This window comes from Brevibacterium sp. CSND-B09 (assembly GCF_052906525.1).
The window spans coordinates 810,370-831,436 of the sequence record NZ_JBREGI010000001.1; the positions used below are offsets into that span (position 1 = coordinate 810,370).

The window sequence follows — 21,067 nt, forward strand, 5'->3', positions numbered from 1 at the left end:
TCGCCCGCCGAGGCGGACCTGCACGTCCGTACGGATGTGCGGCACCGCCTCGGCGGGCGATTTGGCATGGGTGGCCGACGGAAGGTCGGCACCTGCTCTCAGATCAGGAGCGGGAGCTCAGAGTCCGAGTTCGCGGGCGATGAGCATGAGCTGGACCTCGGTGGTGCCTTCGCCGACTTCGAGGATCTTCGAGTCGCGGTAGTGGCGAGCCACGAGGTATTCGTTCATGAAGCCGTAGCCGCCGTGGATCTGGGTGGCGTCGCGCGCATTGTCCATGGCTGCTTCGCCGGCGATCATCTTCGCAATAGCCGCTTCCTTCTTGAACGGGAGTCCGGCGAGCATCCGCGAAGCCGCGAGGTAGTACGCCGACCGGGCTGCGACGACGCGTGCTTCCATGCGGGCGATCTTGAAGGAGATGCCCTGGAAGTCGGCGATCGGCTTGCCGAAGGCCTGGCGTTCCTTCGCGTACTTCACTGATTCGTCGACGCAGCCCTGGGCGGCGCCGACGGACAGGGCGCCCACGGCGATGCGGCCCTCGTCGAGGATGCGAAGGAAGTTCGCGTAGCCGCGTCCGCGTTCGCCGAGCAGGTTCTCTTCGGGCACCTGCACATTGTCGAAGGTGAGCGGGTGCGTGTCCGAGGAGTTCCAGCCGACCTTGTCATAGGCCGGTTCGGCGGTGAAGCCGGGGGTGCCGGTCGGGATCATGATCGTCGAGATCTCAGGCACTTCGCGGCCCGACTTCGAGGTTCGGGTTCCGGTCACGGCGGTGGCGGTGACCAGGCGGGTGATGTCGGTGCCGGAGTTCGTGATGAAGCACTTGCTGCCGTTGATCGTCCAGGTCCCGTTGTCCAAAGTGGCCTTGGTCCGGGTGCCGCCGGCATCGGATCCGGCCTCGGGTTCGGTCAGGCCGAAGGCGGCCAGGCCCGAGGCGTCGGTGAGCTTCGGCAGCCATTCCTTCTTCTGCTCTTCGGTGCCGAAGCGGTAGATCGGCATCGCTCCGAGCGAGACCCCGGCTTCGAGCGTGATGGCCAGGGACTGGTTGACCCGGCCGAGTTCTTCGATGGCCAGGCACAGAGCGAAGTAGTCGCCGCCCATTCCGCCGTACTCTTCGTCGAAAGGCAGACCGAACAGCCCCATCTCGCCCATCTTCGCAACGAGGTCGTAGGGGAACTCGTGCTTGGCGTCGAGTTCGGCTGAGACGGGTGCGACCTCTTCGTCGGCGAATTTCGCGACACCTTGACGCAGGTCTTCGTATTCTTCGGGCAGCATTCCCGGAACAAAGGTTTCCATTGTTTCCTCCCCGCTTGTGGCGTGGTTGTGGTGTGAGTGGCTGATGATTATTCGGTGGCGTCTGCGACGACCTCGGCGGCGGCTTCGTCGACGACTGTGGCGAGCACTTCGTCGAGAGCGACTTGGGCGCCTTCGACAGTGGCGACGGTGACGATTCCGGCTGCGGGTGCGGTGAGCACGTGCTCCATCTTCATCGCCTCGACGACGACGATCGGATCGCCCTGTTCGACGTGGTCGCCGGTTTCGACCTTGATATCGACGACGGAGCCGGGCATCGGTGCGAGCACTTGCGAGCCTTCCAGCCCAGGCGTCAGCGACGCATCGGCCAAGGGCCGGGTGAAGACGTGGATTCCGGTGTCGGTGCTCACCCAGATGCTGCGGTCACGGGCATCGGAGAAGATCCGCGCCGTGTGCTGAATCCCGTCGAGGGTGACATGCCACAGTCCGTCGGCATCGACCTCGACGGCTCCCGCTCGAGTCTCGACGTCGACCGTCTCTCCGCCCGTGGCCAGGGTGACCGTGGGGTGGAAGTCCGGACGTGAGGTGCGCCAGGCGCTCGGTCCTGCCCACGCCGAGGCGGCCGACCGATTCGCGGTCAGTTCGGCGTCCGTGACCGGTCCGGTCAGGGTCGTGCCTGCCGCTCCCCCGGTGACCGTGACAGCGGCGGCCGCCAGCTGCGCGTGGGTCTCACCGGCGCTGTGCGCCAGCTGATCCTCGCCGAGGTTGTCGATGAGTGAGGTGTCGAGGTCCCCGGAGATCACCTCGGGCAGTGCGAGAAGGGTGCGCAGGAAGTCGATGTTCGTCACGATTCCCGGCACCGCCGAGTCGGCGAGCGCGGCATCGATCCGCTTGAGCGCCGCTGCCCGATCGTCGGCACGGACGATGAGTTTCGCGATCATCGGGTCGTAGTCAGAGGCGATGGTCTGGCCAGCGTCGAGGCCGGCATCGACGCGGATGCCCTCACCGGTTGGGAAGACGACGTCGAGGGCACGCCCACCGGTGGGCAGGAATCCGCGCGAGGGATCCTCGGCGTAGATTCTCGCTTCGATCGAATGCCCGGTCAGTGTGATGTCATCCTGCGTCAGCGGCAGCTCTTCGCCCGCGCCGACGCGCAGTTGGAGTTCGACGAGGTCCACTCCGGTGACCTCCTCGGTGACGGGGTGTTCGACCTGCAGTCGGGTGTTCATCTCCATGAAGAAGAACTCATCGGGACGGTCGGCCCCGACGATGAACTCGACAGTACCGGCTCCGACGTAGCCGACGGACTTCGCGGTCTCGCAGGCGGCCTGGCCGATTCGGGCGCGGGTCTCTTCGTCCAGCAGCGCAGAGGGTGCTTCCTCGATGACCTTCTGGTGACGGCGCTGCAGGGAGCATTCGCGTTCGCCGAGGTGGATGACGTTGCCGTGCGCGTCGGCCATGATCTGGACTTCGATATGGCGCGGGGTGGCGACGAGGCGTTCGAGGAACAGCGTGTCGTCGCCGAAGGAGCTCGCGGCTTCGCGGCGGGCGGTCCGCAGCGCCTCGGCGAGTTTGTCGGCTTCGAACACCGCGTGCATTCCTTTGCCGCCGCCGCCGGCGGAGGGCTTGATGAGCACGGGGAAGCCGACGTCCGTCGAAGCCGCAATGAGGGCCTCGTCGCTCATCGCGGCGTCCTTCGTGCCGGGCACGAGCGGCACCCCGCGGGAGGAGACAGCCTGCTTCGCGGTGATCTTGTCGCCCATCGTCCGGATCGCGTCGGCTCCGGGGCCGAGGAAGACGATTCCGGCGTCGGCGCAGGCAGCGGAGAATTCGGCGTTCTCCGACAGGAACCCGTAGCCGGGGTGGATGGCTTCGGCTCCCGTGGCCTGTGCTGCGGCGATGACCTTGTCGATGCGCAGATAGGACTCGGAGGCGGCGGCCGGCCCCAGGTGGACCGCGGTGTCGGCGGCCTTGACGTGGGCCGCACGGGCGTCGGCGTCGGAGTAGACGGCGACGGTGCGGATGCCGAGTCGGCGGCAGGTGCGGATGACGCGCAGGGCGATCTCGCCGCGGTTGGCGATGAGGACTGTTGTGAACATTTTCGTCATGGTGGGGCTCACATTCTGAAGACGCCGTAGCCGCTGGCATTCAGCGGGCGTTCCATCGGTCCGAAGCGGGCGAGTTCGAGGGCCAGTGCCAGTACCTGGCGGGTGTCACCGGGTTCGATAATTCCGTCATCCCACAGGCGAGCCGTCGAGTAGTACGGGTTGCCCTGGGCTTCGTACTGGTCGCGGATGGGCTGTTTGAACGTGTCTTCGGCCTCGGCGCTCCACTCCTCGCCGCGGGCCTCGAGCTGGTCGCGCCTGACGGTCGAGAGCACGCTGGCGGCCTGTTCGCCGCCCATCACGGAGATGCGGGCATTGGGCCACATCCACAGGAAACGCGGGGAGTACGCGCGGCCGCACATCGAGTAGTTGCCGGCGCCGAAGGAGCCGCCGATGACGACGGTGAACTTCGGGACGCGGGCGGTGGCGACGGCGTTGACCATCTTCGCACCGTGTTTGGCGATGCCGCCGGCTTCGTAGTCGCGGCCGACCATGAATCCGGAGATGTTCTGCAGGAACACCAAGGGCACGCTGCGCTGGTCGCAGAGCTCGATGAAGTGGGCGCCCTTCTGCGCGGATTCGCCGAAGAGGATTCCGTTGTTGGCGATGATGCCGACGGGGTGTCCGTCGAGGTGAGCGAATCCGGTGACGAGGCTCGTGCCGTATTCGGCTTTGAACTCGTGGAACTCGGATCCGTCGACGAGGCGGGCGATGACCTCGCGGACGTCATACGGTGTGCGCGAGTCCACCGGCACCACCGAGGTCAGCTCCTCCGGCGAGTGCGCCGGCATGCGGGATTCGATGACGTCCCAGTTCGGAGTGCTCTTCGGCCCGAGAGTCGAGACGATGTCGCGCATGATCTCCAGTGCATGGGGGTCATTGGCCGCGAGGTGGTCGGTGACGCCGGAGACCCGGGAGTGCAGGGCTCCGCCGCCGAGCTCTTCGGCGGTGACTTCCTCGCCGGTGGCGGCCTTGACCAGAGGTGGCCCCCCGAGGAAGATCGTGCCCTGCTCGGAGACGATGATCGATTCGTCGGCCATCGCGGGGACGTAGGCGCCGCCGGCGGTGCAGGAGCCCATGACGGCGGCCAGCTGCGGGATTCCGGCAGCGGAGAGTGTGGCCTGGTTGAAGAAGATGCGACCGAAGTGCTCTCGGTCGGGGAAGACGTCGTCCTGATTCGGCAGGTTCGCGCCACCGGAGTCGACGAGGTAGATGCACGGAAGGCTGTTCTCTTTGGCGACTTCCTGGGCCCGGAGGTGCTTCTTCACGGTCACCGGGTAGTAGGTTCCGCCCTTGACGGTGGCGTCATTGGCCACGATCACGCATTCGCGGCCGGCGACCCGCCCGATTCCGGTGATGATTCCGGCGCCCGGGCTGGCGTCGTCATACATGCCGTTGGCGGCCAGCGGAGAGAGTTCGAGGAAGGGAGTGCCGGGGTCGAGGAGATGCTCTACTCGCTCACGCGGCAGCAGCTTTCCGCGATCGATATGGCGCTGTCTGGACTTCTCGGAACCGCCGCGGGCTGTGGCCGCAATGCGCTCCCGGAGTTCAGCGATGAGTTCGGCGTGGGCCTCGGAGTTGACCTGCCCCGTCGCCGGACTGACCGCAGTTCCCACTGCTCTCATTCCATCCTCATTTCAGTTAATGATTCTTAACTGACTGCTATGATACTGCTCACAGGCAGAACTGACAACGCACGAGCCAGCCCGCACCGACGTCGTCCCAGGCGGTGGGCATCAGGCTCAGGGAAGGAGGCCGGATGTCGATCTCGGACGAGGCCAAGCCGACGGCGCGGGCAGCGGCGAAGGCAGCCAGGCGCGAGCAGCTGCTCGAGGTCGCGAAGACGCTCTATGCCCGGCACGGCTTCCATGGGGTGCGCCTCGACGACCTGGGCAAAGGTGCGGGGATCTCGGCGCCGGCGGTCTACCGGCATTTCTCGTCGAAGGAGGCCGTGCTCGAGGAACTCCTCGTCGGCATCTCTGCGTATCTCCAGTCCGGAGGCGAGGAGATCGTCTCCGCGGCATGGGACACCGCGTCGGGGATCTCTCCCACCGAGGCGGTCCCGACCCTGCGGCGTCTCATCGACTTCCATGTCGACTTCGCCATGAGCGAGCCCGAGCTCATCCGCATCCAGGACCGTGACCTCGAGGCGCTGCCGGACGAATCGCGACGGACCGTGCGCCGTCTCCAGCGTGCCTATGTCAGTCGGTGGGCGGAGGTCGTCGAGGCCGCCCATCCGGCGTGGACTCTGGAATCGGCCACTGTGCGCGTGCATGCGGCGTTCGGGATGATGAATTCGACCCCGCACCAGGCTCGTCGCTCCAGCGCCGAGGTGGTCGGGGTCGAATTGCGCGCCGCAGCGGCTGCGGCGCTGGGACTCAGCTGATCACCGGATCAGCCGAGTCCCGCCTCGGCGATATTTCGATCACCGAGGACGGTATAGCCGATATTCAGGGCACGATGACGAGCTTGCCGCGGACGTGACCGGTGGCGCTGTCCTTGAAGGCCCGGGGAACATCGTCGAGGCCGTAGGTGCCGGCGATGTCGACGGTGAGTTTTCCTTCGTCGACGAGGAGACCGAGGCGAGCAGTCTCGGAGCCGTCGGGACGCACCCAGATGTAGCGTCCGCCGTGCTCTGCGACGCTGGGATCGGCCACCGAGGCGTGCGCTCCGCCCTCGGCGAGCACGGCCAGGGTGTCGTCGAGGACTCCCCCGACGAAGTCCGCGACCCCGTCGACCTGGCCGCCGGCAGCCTCGAGAACGCGCTCGACCAGGCCGTCGCCGTAGGTCACGGGCTCGGCGCCGAGTCCGCGCAGGTATTCATGATTGGCTTCGGACGCGGTGCCGATGACGCGTGCTCCGGCGGCCCGGGCGATCTGCACGGCGAAGCCGCCCACTCCCCCGGACGCTCCGTGGATGAGCACGGTCTTGCCCTCCAGGTCGCCGAGGGACTCGAGGGTCCGCAGAGCGGTGCCGCCGGCCAACGGCAGTCCGCCTGCCTGTTCCCAGCTCAGACTCTTCGGCTTCGGGGCGACCGCACGCACGGGGACGGCGACCTTCTCGGCGAAGGTCCCGCCGCCGAGCACGTCCTTGCGTGCATAGGCGACGACTTCATCGCCGATGGAGAATTCCGGGGTGTCGAAGCCGAGTCCGACGACGACACCGGCGACGTCCCAGCCCGGGATGACGGGGAACTGCGTGGGCATGACCGGGTCGAGGTGCCCGCCGACGAGCTTCCAGTCGACCGGGTTGACTCCGGCAGCCTTGACTTCGATGAGCACCGAGGCGGGCGGCAGCTTCGGATCGGGCAGCTCGCGGACGGTGATGTCGTCGAAGTTCTCGGTGTAGGCGTCATAGACGGCGGCGCGCATGGCAATGGCCTTCCGGTAGATGTCAGTGACACTGAAGTCTCAGTGTGATTGGACAACACCGGAAGGCCATCAGGCTATTCCAGGGGTCTCCTCTTACTCGTAGGTTTCCCCGGTCTTCGCGCGTTCGACCAGCGAGGCCGGCGGTGTGAAGTGCTCGCCGTACTTCGCAGCCAGATCATTCGCCCGGTCGACGAAGCCGGCCAGACCGCCTTCGTACTGGTTGACGTACTGGAGCACGCCGCCGGTCCACGCGGGGAATCCGATGCCGAAGATCGAACCGATGTTCGCGTCCGGCACCGAGGTGAGCACACCCTCGTCGAGGCATTTGACCGTCTCGATCGCCTCGGCGAAGAGCATCCGCTCCTGCAGATCGGCGAAGGGCTGATCATTCGATCCCGATTCGTACTTGTCGCGCACACCCTGCCACAGCGTGGTGCGTTTGCCGTTCTCGTCGTAGTCGTAGAAGCCGGCGCCGTCCTTGCGTCCAGTCCGTCCCTGCTCGACCATCCAGTCGAAGACGGCTTCGGAGGGGTGGGCTATCCAGGTGCCGCCAGCGGCCTCGACCGCGTCGCGGGTCTCCTTGTTGATCTTCTGCGACAGGGTCAGCGTCAGTTCGTCGAGCAGCTGCAGGGCACCGGTGGGGTACCCGGCCTGCAGTGCCGCCTGTTCCACGCTGGCCGGCTCCACGCCTTCGCCGACGGCGGCGACCGCCTCGGCGATGAAGGTGCCGATGACGCGGGAGGTGAAGAATCCGCGCGAGTCGTTGACGACGATCGGAGTCTTCCGGATCTGCTGCACGAGGTCGAAGGTGCGGGCGAGGACCTCGTCGGAGGTGTTCTCACCGCAGATGATCTCGACCAGCGGCATCTTGTCGGCCGGTGAGAAGAAGTGGACACCGATGAAGTCCTTGTCCCGGGTGACGCCCTTGGCCAGGTCGGTGATCGGCAGGGTCGAGGTGTTCGAACCGAGGACCGCATCAGGCTCGACGATGTCCTGGATCTCCTGGAACACCTTCTGCTTGAGATCGACGGACTCGAAGACCGCCTCGATGACGAAGTCGACACCGGCGAAATCCTCGGCCGAGGCACTCGGGGTGATCCGGTCGAGGACAGCTTGCGACTTCGCCTCGGTGGTCTTGCCCTTGGCCAAGGCCGATTCCTCACGCTTGGCGGCGTAGGCCTTGCCCTTCTCCGCATTGGCGAGCTCGACGTCCTTGAGGACGACCTCGATACCGGACTTCGCTGCGCTGTAGGCGATCGCCGCCCCCATCATTCCGGCACCGATCACGCCGAGCTTCTTCACCTGACGAGGTGTGACACCGTCAGGGCGCGAGCCGCCGGAGTTGATGTGGCCGAGGTCGAAGAAGAACGCCTTGATCATGTTCTTCGCCACCGGAGTATGGGTGACGTTGACGAAGTAGCGGGACTCGACCGTCAGCGCGGTGTCGATGTCGACCAGTGCGCCTTCGACCGCAGCGGCGACCACAGCTCGCGGAGCCGGCATCGGCGCACCCTTGCCCTGCTTGCGCAGCAAGGACGGCAGCGCGGGAAGCATCGCGCCGATCTTCGGCGAGGACGGGGAGCCGCCGGGGATCTTGAAGCCCTTGACGTCCCACGGCTGCACAGCCTCGGGGTTGGCCTTGATCCAGGCCTTGGCCTTGGATTCGAGTTCGGCCGCGGGGGCGAGTTCGTCGATGAGGCCGAGCGCCTGGGCGTCGGCGGCCTTGAACTTCGTCGACGGCAGGATGGCCTTCTGCAGTGCGGTCTGGATGCCGAGCATGCGCACCGACCGGGCGACTCCGCCGCCGCCTGGCAGCAGGCCGAGTGAGACCTCGGGGAAGCCGAAGCGGGCGCTCGGGTTGTCATCGGCGGCGATCCGGTGGTGAGCAGCCAGGGCGAGTTCGAGTCCGCCGCCCAGTGCCGCACCGCCGAGGGCGGCGACGACCGGCTTGCCGAAGGTCTCGAGGCGACGCAGCACCTTCTTGAGGTGTTCGACGGTCGCGAACTCCTCTTCAGCATTGGCCGGATCGGCCGCACGCAGCTTGTTGAGGTTTCCGCCGGCGAAGAAGGTCTTCTTCGGAGAGGTCAGCACGACGCCGGTGATGTCATCGACATTGGCTTCGAGCCACTCCACGGTCGCCTCCAGGGCAGCTGCGAAGTAGTCGTTCATGGTGTTGACCTTGGCACCGGGTTCGTCGATGACGACGGTGACGATGCCTTCGGCATCGGTGTTGCGCTGGTAGTCGGCAGCTGTGGTTTGAGTGTTCGTCATGTCAGACCCTTTCGATGATCGTCGCGATGCCCATGCCTGCGCCGATGCACAGGGTGACGAGTCCACGCTTGAGGTCGCGGCGCTCGAGTTCGTCGAGGACAGTGCCCAGAATCATGGCGCCGGTGGCTCCCAGCGGGTGGCCCATGGCGATAGCTCCGCCGTTGACGTTGACCTTCTCGTGGGGGACGTTGAGGTCCTTCATCCACTTGAGCACGACGGCGGCGAATGCCTCGTTGAGTTCGAACAGATCGATGTCATCGACGGTCATGCCGGCTTTGTCGAGGGCCTTCTTCGTCGCCGGAGTCGGACCGGTGAGCATAATCGTGGGTTCCGAGCCGGTGACCGCGGTGGAGACGATGCGGGCACGGGGTTTCATCCCCATCTTCTGGCCGACTTCCTCGTCGCCGAGGATGACCAGCGAGGCGCCGTCGACGATTCCCGAGGAGTTCGCGGCGGTGTGGACGTGGTCGATGGCTTCGATCCAGTGGTACTTCTGCAGAGCCACCTCGTCGAATCCGGTCTGTGCGGCGAGCTTGGAGAATGCCGGTGGCAGCTGCGACAGCGATTCGACGGTCGAGCCGGGACGCATGTGCTCATCGCGGTCGAGCACGGTGATGCCGTTGATGTCCTTGACCGGGATGATCGAGTTTTCGAAGAGGTTGTTCTCCCAGGCAGCAGCGGCACGCTTCTGCGATTCGGCGGCGAAGGCATCCACGTCTGCCCGGCTGAAGCCCTCTGTGGTGGCGATGAGGTCGGCACCGATGCCCTGCGGCACGAAGTACGTGTCATAGTTCGTCGACGGATCCTGTGCCCAGGCTCCGCCGTCGGATCCCAGCGGCACACGGGACATCGATTCGACGCCTCCGGCGAGGACGAGGTTCTCGAAGCCGGAGCCGACCTTCTGGGCGGCGATGTTGACGGCTTCGAGCCCGGAGGCGCAGAAGCGGTTGACCTGAACGCCGGCGACGGACTCGTCGAGGCCAGCAACGATGGCGGCGACGCGGGCGATATCCGACCCCTGCTCGCCGACCGGGGACACAACGCCGAGGACGATGTCGTCGATGGCTTTGTCGTCGAGATCGGGGTTGCGCTCGCGAATGGCGTCGATGAGTCCGGTCACGAGATCGATGGGTTTGACGCTGTGCAGCGCTCCGCCGCGGTTCTTGCCGCGTGGGGTGCGCACTGCGTCATAGATGAACGCTTCGCTCATGTGTTCCTCACAGTCTGGATGGAAGACCGACCATAAGATCTGATCGATCGTTCAGTAATATTCGCACCCCTATTGTGTCCCAGTTTCGAGTGACGGGCAACACACGCACGAGCGCCGGCGCAAGCAGAGTGAATTCGGTTGCACACTCGCACTTCCGCAACTTCTTCAGTTGTCGAATATTCCGCGTTTCCTTTCGACGACAGACGTGATTATGATAAGTCGACGCATCAACTCGGAACCCATTGGAGAATCATGTCCTTGACCACCCTTGCCCGCACGAAGACGGGCTCGAAGCTCATGGCACTGACCCTTGCTGTCGGCCTGCTCGCCGGCCCCATCGCCGTCGACGCGGCACCCGCCGAAGCTGCGACGAAGAAATGCGCAGTGAAGATGTCGAATTCGAAGCCCCGCCAGTACTCGAACACCTGGGTCAATGTCTCGAAGGTCGGCTCGAAGGCCAAGGTCGAGACCCTTGCCCACTACAAGACGACGAAGACGAAGAAGAAGGCCACTGCGTCGAAGAAGGGCAAGGCCTCTCTGAAGTACTACATCTCCGGCGCTACCCCAGGTAAGGCTGTCAAGGTGACCGTGACGGCAAAGAAGGGCAAGACGACGTGGAAGTGCTCGACGTCGTTCAAACCGGTGAAGAAGCGCTGACGGCTGAGTCACACTGCGCTCGGACCTCGTGCCGATTCTCTTTCCGGCGGCGGGGATGCCCCTTCGCAATTCTCGGGCCCGTCTCGACATGGCAGATCATGTCGAGACGGGCCCGATGTCTTCCGTGGCTCAGATCCCGCAAATTCCACAGTTTCGCGAAACTATTCAATGACTGAAACATTTTCTCCGCGGAAATCGCCTGATGTTCGGTAGCATCATCTGCAGTTTCCACCCCGGGAACACGTTGATCCCCTATCCGCAGACCACTCCCCCAGATGCGCGACCCACCCATTGCGCCAGGGTTTCCCGCTCCCCACCTTTCACAGGCTTCTTCTGAGCCTGGTGCGTTCCTCGTTTCGCACCGCGGTCTGTGGAGCAGGCGATACCGAGAAGCGAGCACCTTCGATGATCCAGAACCTACGCGAAAACGAGCTCAGCGAACTGCTGAGCGTAACCAGAGGAGCCGGGTCCGACACGGTCGTCGTCACCGGCCCTGCCGGTTCGGGGCGTACCACTCTCCTCACTTCTGTGGCTGATGCAACCACCCTTTCGGTGAGCATCGTGCGTGCCAACCCGGTCGAAAGGGAGTGGCGACTCTCCGGACTTTCTGCGTTCCTCGCGGCTGTCGACGATGCCGTCGGGACGAGCCTACGGTCGCTGATCACGTCGTCCACCGATGAACGATCGACCTTTGCCGTCGCAGAGAACCTCGACGCTTCTCTGCGGCAGAGAGCTTTCAACGCTTTCGCGGTCATCGTCGATGATGCCGATCTGATGGATCCGGCCAGTCTCGAGGTGATCGGCTATCTGCTGCGACGTCGCAGCGTCAAGAATCTGCGCGCGATCCTCTCGGTCCGGTCGATCGACAGATCCGGACCCCTGAGCAGCTTTCCACGGGTCGTCCTGAGCCCGCTCAAGGTCGAATCGCTCATCGAGTTGGGATTGTCCTCGACGTCGCCTCTGGCGTGGAAGAGCGTGCTCGAAATCGTCGCCAGGTGCAGTGCAGGCAATCCCGGGTCATTCGAATCGCTCCTCTCGGCGATTCGCCCTGGAGCGCTCTACGAGAACGAAGCTCTCTCGCTTCCCCTCAGGCCCGGTCCCGAGCTTCAGGAGACAGCGGGGCGCTCGTTCGAGAACTGCTCCATACAGATGCTGGATGCGCTCAGAGTCATCTCATGCGGTGCGTACATTCCCACCCACATCGCCGTGCAGGTCGCGCAGGTCGGTGAGGGAAGCATCGAGGACCTCGTCGCACAGGGATTGGTCCGACAGATGCGGAACGGCGTCGAGGTCTGCGATCCACGCATCCGATCGGTTGTCTACTATTCGATAACCGACACCGAACGTCATCGTCTTCATGCGGCGATCGCCGATGAGCTCGCGGACGATGAGGCTGTGCTGCACATGTGGCACACCAGTTTCGCTGCCATCGATGCCGAAAGAGTCGTCGGCCTGTTGATGTGTGCAACCGAATGTGTCCGAGGCGGTCGGATACTTCACGGACTGGAATTGGCAGAACGAGCTCTTCTCCTCTCTGACGGCCCTGCGCCTGAGTCGGCGGTCGAGGAGCTGACCGCAGAACTCATGGCACAGTGCCAGTACACCCTTGCGCGCAGATATCTGCGGTTTCTGCAGGGGCGGAAAGGTACCGATGAGGTCAGTCCCTCGGTGCTGAGGCTGCGAATCCTCATCGACTATGCCGAATTGAGCGTGATCAACGATCAGCATGTGATGAGAGTCGTCGACAGCAATGCGGAGAAATCACCGCAAGCCTGTGCCTCCCTGTTGGCCAGTACGGGATTCTGTTATCTCCAGCAATGGGACGCAGAGAATGCACGAGCAGCAGCTGAACGGATATCAACTCTGCTCGGCCCAGATGCAGAGGTGGCTCAGGTCGTCGAATCAGTCGTCGATCTCTTCGACGCAGCCCTCAATGGACGATGCCTTCCCTCCACCGAGGAACTCGTTGTCATCGGCTACCGTATTCGCCGGACCTTCGCCGTCGAATTCTCATGGATCGTCATCGCCCAGATTCTGTCCTTGGCAGACCGGTTCGACGAGGCTCGTGCAGCGTTGAGCAACTTCTTCGACCAGTCATCTCATCTCACACCCCTGTGGGCGAGGTTGTCCAGGGTCGTGGCGTTCGACAACGAGTGCCGTGCCGGAAACTACCATCGCGTTCGCGAATTGGACGAACTGCTCACCGCCGGCAATGACCATCACGAGAGTGTGTCCGTCAACGATCACATTCGAACCGCGATGATGGCGGTCCTCGACGGCCATTCGGATCTCGCCCGCAACGCAGTGCACGACGCCCGCCGACTCACGGCGCAGGGGTCGAGTTGGCTGCTGAGATGCAGGCTCGCGGCGATCGAAGCACGAACAGCGATGCAGGAGGGCGATTTCGCCTCCGCGAACAGGCATTTCGCGCGTTGCCACCGCCTGTCGACGCGACTGCCCAGCCCTCACCTTCTGCGCTATCTCGACGACTTCATCGAGTCCCTCGTCTATGTCGGCGATATCTCCAAAGCCAAGCGGATCCTCGCCGAGCTCGAACAGGCACAGCGGGATGTGCCGATGACCTGGACTGCAGCGGCGGCCGCGCGCAGCAGAGCGCTGCTGATGTCTGGCGATGAGGCTTGGAGGGAGTTCTCCCGCCTCCTCGATTCGTGGACGAGTCCGGAACTCGAATATGTGCGCGGCCGGACGTTCTTGGCCTATGCCCATAAGCTCAAGGAACTCGGCTATGACGCTGACAGCGAAGAGATGAAGGCGATCGGTCGGTCCGTCCTCGCCGACATCGGCTTCGGGGACGCTCGAGTCGTGGGAGAAACGCACGCCGAGTCGTCCGGGTCGATCACGGATTCCCTCAACGACAAAGAACTTCCGGTCGTCGAACTGCTCACTCAGGGCTACAAAAACCATGTCATCGCCCATGAGCTCTTCGTCTCGGTGCGGACGGTGGAGCTGAGACTGACGAATATCTACCGCAAAGTCGGTGTGAAGTCCCGGTTCGAGCTGATGCGGGCTCTGGACCAGGAGAACAAGGCCCGCTCCGAGGACGAGTGAGCAGCACCGGCCGCCTTGCTTGTCCATTCATCGACCGGCGGCCGAAGTCATCCGTCTCTTCGCCTGCTGGCCGAGGCGAGTCGGTTCAGACGCCCTCGACGAAAAGGGCACCTTCAAGACGCGAGTTCTGAAGGACAGGCAGGGTCCCACGGATTTCCGCCACTCGACTGTGGTCGATGTCAGCGAAGATGATCTCCTCACCTCGCCCTGCCTCGGCGATCAGCGTGCCGTTCGGTGACGCCACATAGGAGTGTCCGATCCCCGTCGGACTGCCGTCCTTCACCGGAATTCCTGTGACCGCGGGGTCGGCTTGGTCGCAGGCGAGCACGTAAGCGGTCGAATCCAGGGCGCGGGCTGGACCCAACAGCTTCCACTGCTCGGCTTTTCCAGGGCCCGCGCCCCATGAGGTCGCGACGATGATCGCATCTGCTCCTGCTCGAGCTTGAGCTGTGAACAGTGCCGGGAAACGTACGTCATAGCAGATGGCCAGGCCGAAAGTGAGTCCGCCCAGGCGGAATGTGCGCACCGACTCCCCTGCAGTCACTGTGTCCGATTCGCGATGTCCGAATGCATCGTAGAGATGGATCTTGTCGTAGTCGACACTGATCTCGCGGCCTTCGTCGACTCCGCGCACGATGAGAGTGTTGACCACCGTCCCATTTTCACCCGCGCGGAAGGCACCGACAGCAATTACAGTGTTGTTCTCTGCAGCAATCTGCGCAATCGACTCAGACCACTGACCGTCATCCTCAGCGGTCGCACGCGCCAGGTCGTTCCCGAAAGCGATCTGGGCAGCTTCAGGGAAGACGACGAGGCGAGCTCCCTTCCGAACTGCCGAGGCAGTGTGCTCGGCGACTCGGTCGAGATTCTCCTGCTGGTCCCCAGTCGAGTTCATCTGCACCATTGCGATCTTCATGTATCTCTCCTCTTTTTCTCTTGTCGTGGCCGATGCTGGTTATCCGGCAAACGACTAAGGTGGGTTGTATGCAAACATCGTCAGGTCCCGCTGCACGCCGGACTGCCTATGAGCGCCTGCGCGACCTCGTACTGACGGACCCGGCTATACAAGGCACCTTCCTGACCGAAGGGGATCTGGTCAAGAGGTTCGGCCTGTCCCGCACCCCAATTCGTGAAGCGCTTATCATGCTCGCCTCTGACGGCCTCGTTGACCTCATTCCGCACCGCGGGGCATACATACGGCCCAGTGACGATCGAGAGATCCGCGAGACGATGGAGGTCCGGCAGATGATCGAGCTCGAGACCGCTCGGCAGATCTTGGCATCCGGAGAAGCGCCGATCGCAGCCATGGATGACCTCTACCAGCAGCAGGTGGAGCTGCCGGTCGCCGACGACACGATTCCGGATTTCATCAGTCTCGACCAGCGTTTCCATGCCGCAATGGTCGATGCCGCAGGCAATAGGGTGCTCAGCGACATCTACACCCGATTGCGAGTTAAACACGTCCGCTTCGGCATCTCTGCAACCTGGACGAGCGCCGACCGTCCGGCACAGGTGCTCGAAGAACATTCCCAGATCCTTGAGTCGCTGCGCTCCGGTGATGCCGAGGCGACTACCAACGCTATCTGCGAGCACATCACTCAGACGCAGAATCTGCTGCTGTCCCGCTGAGTGCCACATTCGCCGCGAGAAGGCCAGTCATGTGCCCCGACTGTTAGTCGCAGTCGGAGCACATGACTGACCGAACTCAATGACTCGGCGCCACCTCATCGATGACTTCAGCCGAACGCTGCGCAGCGGCGAGCTTCTCAAGATGGTCGACGTCCTCCTGCACGTTGTTGTTGCGTCCCATGATCAGACCGATCAACGTGAGAGTCACGGCTCCGGCCAAATACACGGCCACCCAGACCCAGGTTCCGGTGTTGTCGAGCAGCAGCGTGAACATCATCGGAGCGATCGCCCCGCCGAGCACACCGGCGATGGTGTATGCCAGTGACGAACCTGTGTACCTCAGTCGAGGTGTGAACTGCTCGACGACGAACGCCGCCTGCGGCCCGTACATGAGCGAGTGGAAGAACAGTCCGACGGGGATGCCGACATACATCCAGGTGGCGTCTCCTGCTTCGAGCTTGGTGAAGAAAACGAAGGTCCACGCCACTGCGCCCACCGCAGCGACACCATAGACAAGACGCCGGTTGATGATGTCTGAGAGGTAGCCGGCCAGCGGGATGCAGATGACCTGGAAAGCTGAGCCGAGCATGACCGCGCCCAACACCGTGGTCCGGTCGAGGTCGAGCACAATCGTGCCGTAGGCGAGGGTGAAGACTGTGAAGAGTGCGTAGGTGACATCGGGCCCGATGCGGGCGAGGATCGCCGAGAACAGCGGGCGCGACTCGGTCTGCAGAAGTTCTGTGATCGGCTTCTCGGGACGCTCACCCGACTGTTCGACTGCCTTGAATACCGGGGTGTCTTCGAGCTTGAGACGGATCCACAGACCGAAGAGCACGAGCACCGCCGACACGAGGAACGCCACACGCCAGCCCCAAGCGAAGAACTGCTCTTCGCTGAGGGCGAGAGTCAGACCCGCAAAGGCACCATTGGCCATGAGGTTGCCGGCCGGAGGTCCGATCTGAGCAGCTGACGACCAGAAGCCGCGATAGCGCGGATCTCCGTATTCGCTAGACAGGAGGACAGCGCCGCCCCATTCACCGCCGACACCGATGCCCTGAGCGAAACGCAGGAGCACCAGTAAGAGCGGAGCCCACAGGGAGATGCTCTGGTAGGTCGGAAGGATGCCGATGAGACATGTCGAGACTCCGATGAGCACAAGAGTCCAGACCAGGACTTTCTTTCGACCGACTTTGTCGCCGAGGCGGCCGAAGACGATTCCGCCCAACGGCCGAGAGACGTAGCCGACTGCATAGGTCGAGAAGGCCAACAGCACGCCGACCATCGGGTCGCCCGAAGGGAAGAAGAGCACGGGGAAGACGATGGCCGCCGCTGCCGAATAGATGGCGAAGTCGTACCACTCGAGCGTGGTGCCGCTCAGGCTGGCGGCGAATGCCTTGATGAGATCCTTCCGCGCCACCGGCGGACGGGTTGTTGATGCACTCTGCATAGCAATCCTTTTCATCTGTCTGGACAATGCTCGCCTGCGACTCTGCGGCAAGAACTGTGATTGCGCTAACAGTATACAGGCTGTATACAATGAGACAACATCACGTGAAACCTCATCGACGACAAGGAAGAACACACGATGCTTACCTTCGAACTCCCGGACAAGACCACCGTTGACGTACACGTCGACAGGCTTCTCAACGCGGGCTATGCCGGTCGAAACCAAGAAGCGGTTCAGCATCACATTGACGAGCTGGCCGCTCTCGGAGTACCTGGCCCCAGCCAGGTGCCCGCCCTATACCCCGTGTCTCCTTACCTTGCTCAGCAGGCTGAGACCGTGACGGTCCAGCACGGAAAATCTTCTGGAGAGGCGGAATGGGCGCTGGTCGTATCGGACCGCGGCGTACTCATCACCGCAGCCAGCGATCAGACCGATCGCGACCTCGAAGTGTATGGAGTGGCATGGAGCAAGAATGCTGCACCGAACATTCTGGCCAAGCGTGCATGGGTCTATGAGGAAATTGCCGATCACATCGACGAGATCCGCATCGAGTCCTTCGTCACTGATGCGGGTGGCGTCGAATCACAGCTTCAGGATGGAAGCTTTGCCGATCTGCTGCCTCCGAGCTATTGGCTTGACGAACTCAAGGCCAAGGAGGTCGCGCAGCCGGGCACCGTCCTCATCTCTGGCACCATCCCCATGGCTGAAGGTGTTGACCAGTTCGCCTCACTCTGGCGAGTGCGCCTGTTCGACCCGCGCACCGAGGACAGCATCGAAATGTCCTACACCGTGGAAAAGATGCCTGAGCCGGTCGGGTGAAGTGAACCGTGAAGTCTCCTTCCCGCTCTCACGTGACCTTGGGTCGGCGCGAGAACTCCGACCTCGCGGGGGACGGAATGCTCGAGCTGACGCCGGAAGCCTTCGCGCCGTTCGGCAGGGTGATGGATTTCCACGCCCAGCAGGTGCCCGGTTCGTCAGCATTCCTGTCAGCAGCGACCTCGTTCTTCCGTGCTTCCCTTTTCGAACCAGGCGCCGACGGAACGACCGATCTGCTGTGGGTTTCTTACGACCGCGCAGAGCCACCGGAGGATTTCGAAGCGCATCTGCTCACGGAGCAGGCGCTCGTTCCGATCACCGGTACGATCGTCCAGCACTTGTTCCGAGACGATGTCGACGACGGAACGGTCAATCGGTTTCTTGTCCGCCCGGGGCAGGGAATCGTCATGTCTCCAGGCAGCTTTCACACGACGACGTCCGTCGATGGCGAAGCGCTGTGTCTGATGGTCAGCCGAGTGAGCACCACCGACGATCTCAGCCGCAGCCTGCAGACGGGTTGCCAAGCAAGTGAGACCGTCTTCGCTCCGCCTCCCGGCTGAGAGGGTCTCGCCTAACAGGCACTTCGGCCACGAGAAAGCCCCTCCCGCACCAGAGTCTGTCCTGGGGGGAGGGGCTGTTGCCGAGCCGCCTGCGGGAATCGAACCCGCGACCTATTCATTACGAGTGAATCGCTCTGCCGACTGAGCTAAGGCGGCAACCGAACCAACTTTAGCCAACTTCTCTGCCGGCGGTCAAAACGACGATCACCCTCCAGAGCGGTTCCGGCAGAGAGCTTCGTCACCCCCTCGCCGGACGGCGACAAATGACCACCTGGCCCGCCCCTGAGCGGGTGCCGCCGGGCCGCAACCGGGCACCAGTTAACCTTGAAAGAACAGTTGGCTGACAAGCGAGAAGGTGAGACATCCATGGCAGAGTTCGACTCCGACGATTTCATGAGTGATTTCCAGGCGCTCATCGAATGCGAGTCGTTCTCCAACGACCTCTCTTCCCTGGCCCGCAGTGCACGGCTCGTCTCGCGAATCGGCACCGGAATGCTCGGTGCCGCACCTCAGATCGTCGAGACCGACGGCCACCCGCATGTGCTGTGGCGCTTCGGCACCGGACCGCGCAAAGTCGTGCTCATCGGCCACCACGACACCGTCTGGCCGACGGGAACGCTCGCTGATTTTCCGTATTCGGTCAAGGACGGAGTTGTTCGCGGACCCGGCGCCGATGACATGAAGGGCGGACTGCTCATCGCCATCTACGCGTTGGCGAAGGTCCGCGCCGAGCTCGGCCATCTCGATGGCGTCAGCCTCCTCATCACTGCCGACGAAGAACTCGGTTCCCCTGGTTCCCGGCAGATCATCGAAGACGAAGCGCGCGGGGCGAAGGCCGCCCTTGTGTTCGAAAGCGGTGCCGCCGACGGTGCCGTCAAGATCGCTCGCAAAGGCGTGGCGATCTACCAGCTCGAAGTCACCGGTCTGGCATCGCATGCCGGAGTAGAACCGGAGAAGGGCATCAACGCCACCATCGAAGTGGCCAACCAGGTCATCGAGATCGCTGCACTGCACAAACCCTCTGTCGGGACCTCTGTAGTCCCGACCGTGATGACCAGCGGATCGACCACGAACACCGTACCGGCCAAAGCCGTCGTCGGCATCGACTCCAGGGCAGCCTCGGCGGATGAACAGGTGCGCATCGATGAGGCTCTGCGCGCCCTGACGCCCAGCGTGGCCGGTGCGAAGATCGAACTCAAAGGCGGAATCAACCGCGCCCCGCTCGAAGAGGACATGGCGATGGGCCTGTATGCCCGTGCCCAACGACTGGCAGGACGACTCGGGCATCCCCCGCTGCGGTCAGTCGCAGTCGGCGGCGGGTCGGACGGCAACTTCACCGCCGGAGTCGGGACGCCGACCCTCGACGGCCTCGGCACCGTCGGCGGAGGTTCCCACGCCCGGACCGAACACGCTCTGCAGATCTGGATTCCCCGCCGCATCGAACTCACCGCAGCACTCATTGCAGAACTCCTCGGCGACGACTGAGCGTCTTCGGCCATTCCCCCGGCGCGCCCAACCGTCGGCGATCAGAGTGCGCCCGTGCGGTCCTCTTGCAGCCAGGGGTTCGACAGCAGCACGAAGGCTGCTTCGACGATGAGCACGGGCGACATGTTCGTCTGCAGGCGCTGCCGGGCCTCGGTGATCGCATCGATGCGCAGCAAAGTGGTGTCGGGGCCGTCCCGGTTCGCCTGTTCGGCGATGAGATCGACTTCGCCGGCGTTGATCCACCCGTCTCGGATCCCCAGCTGGTACATGAGGATGTCACGGTAGAGGCTCATGAGCTCGAGGAAGATCCGGTCGAGCTCATCGTTGCGGGCCCGCACCGAACGGCGCTTCTGCTCTTCCTCGAGCTTTCTGATCTGCGCTCTGGCCGAGGGCGGAATCGTCTTCTCCCCTTCGACCCCCAATGTGGTCAGAAGCTGAGTCCGCTCGGCGGCATTGCGCTCTTCGACTCGTGACTTCGCGGTCTCTGCCGCTGCGTCGACGATGCGACCGGCCAAACGTATCGTCGCCCCCACCGAGGTGAGTTTGCCCGGGATGGCGAGGATCTGTTTGCGTTCGGCGTCGGCCGACTCGTTGAGCGCCAGGTATTTCGCGCGCCCGATGTGGTTCTGAGCCACGGCCGCAGCCCAATGGGCACGATCCTCCGAGACACTGTCACGCTGCATCAGCAGCTGTGCCACGGCCTCCCGAGAAGGAATACGCAGGCGTACCGGGCGACACCGCGATCGGATGGTGGTCAGCACATCGATCGGGCTCGGTGCACACAGCAGCCACACAGTTCCCGGAGGAGGTTCTTCGATGGCTTTGAGCAGCACGTTCGCCGTCCGCTCCATCATCCGATCGGCATCTTCGATGATGACGACACGCCATTTCGAGTTCACCGGCGACGACTGAGCCTTGGATACGAGTTCGCGGACCTCTTCGATCGAGATGACCGACTTCTGCGTCGACATGATCGTCAGCGACTCGTGATGTCCCGACAGCACCCTGGCGGTCACGTCGTTCGATTCGGTGCCACCGGAGATCAGGGCCGCGGCGAAGGCCCGAGCCGCATTGGATCGCCCTGAGCCGGGAGGTCCGGTGAACAGCCACGCATGGGTCATCGCCGCCGGGTTGTCCAGGGCATAGCCGAGCTGGGTGATGACGTCATCCTGGCCGACGAGTTCGTCGAAGACGCTCAC

16 protein-coding genes and 1 tRNA gene are annotated in these 21,067 nt (G+C 63.5%); 7 read left to right on the forward strand and 10 right to left on the reverse strand.

The genetic code is table 11. The annotated features are described in order from the left end of the window. Positions 1 to 117 precede the first annotated feature (117 nt). The 3 genes from ACU4IU_RS03955 to ACU4IU_RS03965 are packed head-to-tail and all read right to left on the reverse strand — an operon-like array spanning position 118 to position 4,978. Complete coding sequence (locus ACU4IU_RS03955; protein ID WP_434594242.1) at positions 118 to 1,290, reverse strand: acyl-CoA dehydrogenase family protein; 1,173 nt, start codon at positions 1,288 to 1,290, stop codon at positions 118 to 120. 47 nt (positions 1,291 to 1,337) lie between these two features. Next, on the reverse strand, positions 1,338 to 3,347 hold the full coding sequence (locus tag ACU4IU_RS03960; RefSeq protein ID WP_446655911.1) for an acetyl-CoA carboxylase biotin carboxylase subunit: 2,010 nt from the start codon (positions 3,345 to 3,347) through the stop codon (positions 1,338 to 1,340). 17 nt (positions 3,348 to 3,364) lie between these two features. Then, positions 3,365 to 4,978, reverse strand: a complete 1,614-nt coding sequence (locus ACU4IU_RS03965; protein ID WP_376906106.1) for a carboxyl transferase domain-containing protein — start codon at positions 4,976 to 4,978, stop codon at positions 3,365 to 3,367. A gap of 134 nt (positions 4,979 to 5,112) precedes the next feature. Here ACU4IU_RS03965 and ACU4IU_RS03970 point away from each other — a divergent pair, with 134 nt between their 5' ends. After that, on the forward strand, positions 5,113 to 5,739 hold the full coding sequence (locus ACU4IU_RS03970) for a TetR/AcrR family transcriptional regulator (RefSeq protein WP_139907209.1): 627 nt from the start codon (positions 5,113 to 5,115) through the stop codon (positions 5,737 to 5,739). Positions 5,740 to 5,803: 64 nt separating this feature from the next. Here ACU4IU_RS03970 and ACU4IU_RS03975 read toward each other — a convergent pair whose 3' ends face one another. The 3 genes from ACU4IU_RS03975 to ACU4IU_RS03985 all read right to left on the reverse strand — a co-directional run bounded on the left by ACU4IU_RS03975 (position 5,804) and on the right by ACU4IU_RS03985 (position 10,205). After that, positions 5,804 to 6,724 carry an NADP-dependent oxidoreductase gene (locus ACU4IU_RS03975; protein ID WP_446655912.1) on the reverse strand — a complete coding sequence of 307 codons (921 nt, stop codon included), beginning with the start codon at positions 6,722 to 6,724 and terminating at the stop codon, positions 5,804 to 5,806. Between the two features lie 93 nt (positions 6,725 to 6,817). Beyond that, positions 6,818 to 8,995, reverse strand: coding sequence for a 3-hydroxyacyl-CoA dehydrogenase NAD-binding domain-containing protein (locus ACU4IU_RS03980; protein WP_446655913.1), 2,178 nt, complete (start codon positions 8,993 to 8,995; stop codon positions 6,818 to 6,820). 1 nt (position 8,996) lies between these two features. After that, positions 8,997 to 10,205: an acetyl-CoA C-acetyltransferase gene (locus ACU4IU_RS03985; protein WP_172173875.1), complete on the reverse strand. Its 1,209-nt coding sequence runs from the start codon at positions 10,203 to 10,205 to the stop codon at positions 8,997 to 8,999. Positions 10,206 to 10,457: 252 nt separating this feature from the next. On the opposite strand from ACU4IU_RS03985, the gene ACU4IU_RS03990 reads away from it, so the two are divergent. Then, the gene (locus ACU4IU_RS03990; protein ID WP_139468687.1) at positions 10,458 to 10,862 is read left to right on the forward strand and encodes a hypothetical protein; all 405 of its coding nucleotides are present in this window, start codon (positions 10,458 to 10,460) and stop codon (positions 10,860 to 10,862) included. 405 nt (positions 10,863 to 11,267) lie between these two features. Then, complete coding sequence (locus tag ACU4IU_RS03995) at positions 11,268 to 13,931, forward strand: LuxR C-terminal-related transcriptional regulator (protein ID WP_446655914.1); 2,664 nt, start codon at positions 11,268 to 11,270, stop codon at positions 13,929 to 13,931. A gap of 85 nt (positions 13,932 to 14,016) precedes the next feature. Here the strand turns inward: ACU4IU_RS03995 and ACU4IU_RS04000 are convergent, their stop codons facing one another. Further along, entirely contained in the window at positions 14,017 to 14,847 is an 831-nt protein-coding gene (locus tag ACU4IU_RS04000) for a carbon-nitrogen hydrolase family protein (RefSeq protein ID WP_139468689.1), read from the reverse strand. Between the two features lie 68 nt (positions 14,848 to 14,915). On the opposite strand from ACU4IU_RS04000, the gene ACU4IU_RS04005 reads away from it, so the two are divergent. Then, positions 14,916 to 15,560 (forward strand): GntR family transcriptional regulator, encoded by a 645-nt coding sequence (locus tag ACU4IU_RS04005; protein WP_172173881.1) that lies wholly within the window; start codon positions 14,916 to 14,918, stop codon positions 15,558 to 15,560. Positions 15,561 to 15,636: 76 nt separating this feature from the next. Here the strand turns inward: ACU4IU_RS04005 and ACU4IU_RS04010 are convergent, their stop codons facing one another. Further along, positions 15,637 to 17,007: an MFS transporter gene (locus tag ACU4IU_RS04010; RefSeq protein ID WP_258041893.1), complete on the reverse strand. Its 1,371-nt coding sequence runs from the start codon at positions 17,005 to 17,007 to the stop codon at positions 15,637 to 15,639. 138 nt (positions 17,008 to 17,145) lie between these two features. On the opposite strand from ACU4IU_RS04010, the gene ACU4IU_RS04015 reads away from it, so the two are divergent. Continuing rightward, the gene (locus ACU4IU_RS04015; protein WP_139468692.1) at positions 17,146 to 17,826 is read left to right on the forward strand and encodes a DUF2848 domain-containing protein; all 681 of its coding nucleotides are present in this window, start codon (positions 17,146 to 17,148) and stop codon (positions 17,824 to 17,826) included. An 8-nt stretch (positions 17,827 to 17,834) separates the two neighbouring features. Continuing rightward, a complete protein-coding gene (locus tag ACU4IU_RS04020) occupies positions 17,835 to 18,383 on the forward strand; it encodes an ureidoglycolate lyase (protein ID WP_446655915.1) in 549 nt (182 codons plus the stop codon). An 83-nt stretch (positions 18,384 to 18,466) separates the two neighbouring features. Here the strand turns inward: ACU4IU_RS04020 and ACU4IU_RS04025 are convergent. Next, positions 18,467 to 18,539, reverse strand: a tRNA-Thr gene (locus tag ACU4IU_RS04025). A 210-nt stretch (positions 18,540 to 18,749) separates the two neighbouring features. On the opposite strand from ACU4IU_RS04025, the gene ACU4IU_RS04030 reads away from it, so the two are divergent. After that, the gene (locus tag ACU4IU_RS04030; protein WP_446655916.1) at positions 18,750 to 19,868 is read left to right on the forward strand and encodes a M20/M25/M40 family metallo-hydrolase; all 1,119 of its coding nucleotides are present in this window, start codon (positions 18,750 to 18,752) and stop codon (positions 19,866 to 19,868) included. 41 nt (positions 19,869 to 19,909) lie between these two features. On the opposite strand, the gene ACU4IU_RS04035 is transcribed toward ACU4IU_RS04030, so the two are convergent. Continuing rightward, positions 19,910 to 21,067, reverse strand: a complete 1,158-nt coding sequence (locus ACU4IU_RS04035) for a DNA polymerase III subunit delta' (RefSeq protein WP_139907200.1) — start codon at positions 21,065 to 21,067, stop codon at positions 19,910 to 19,912.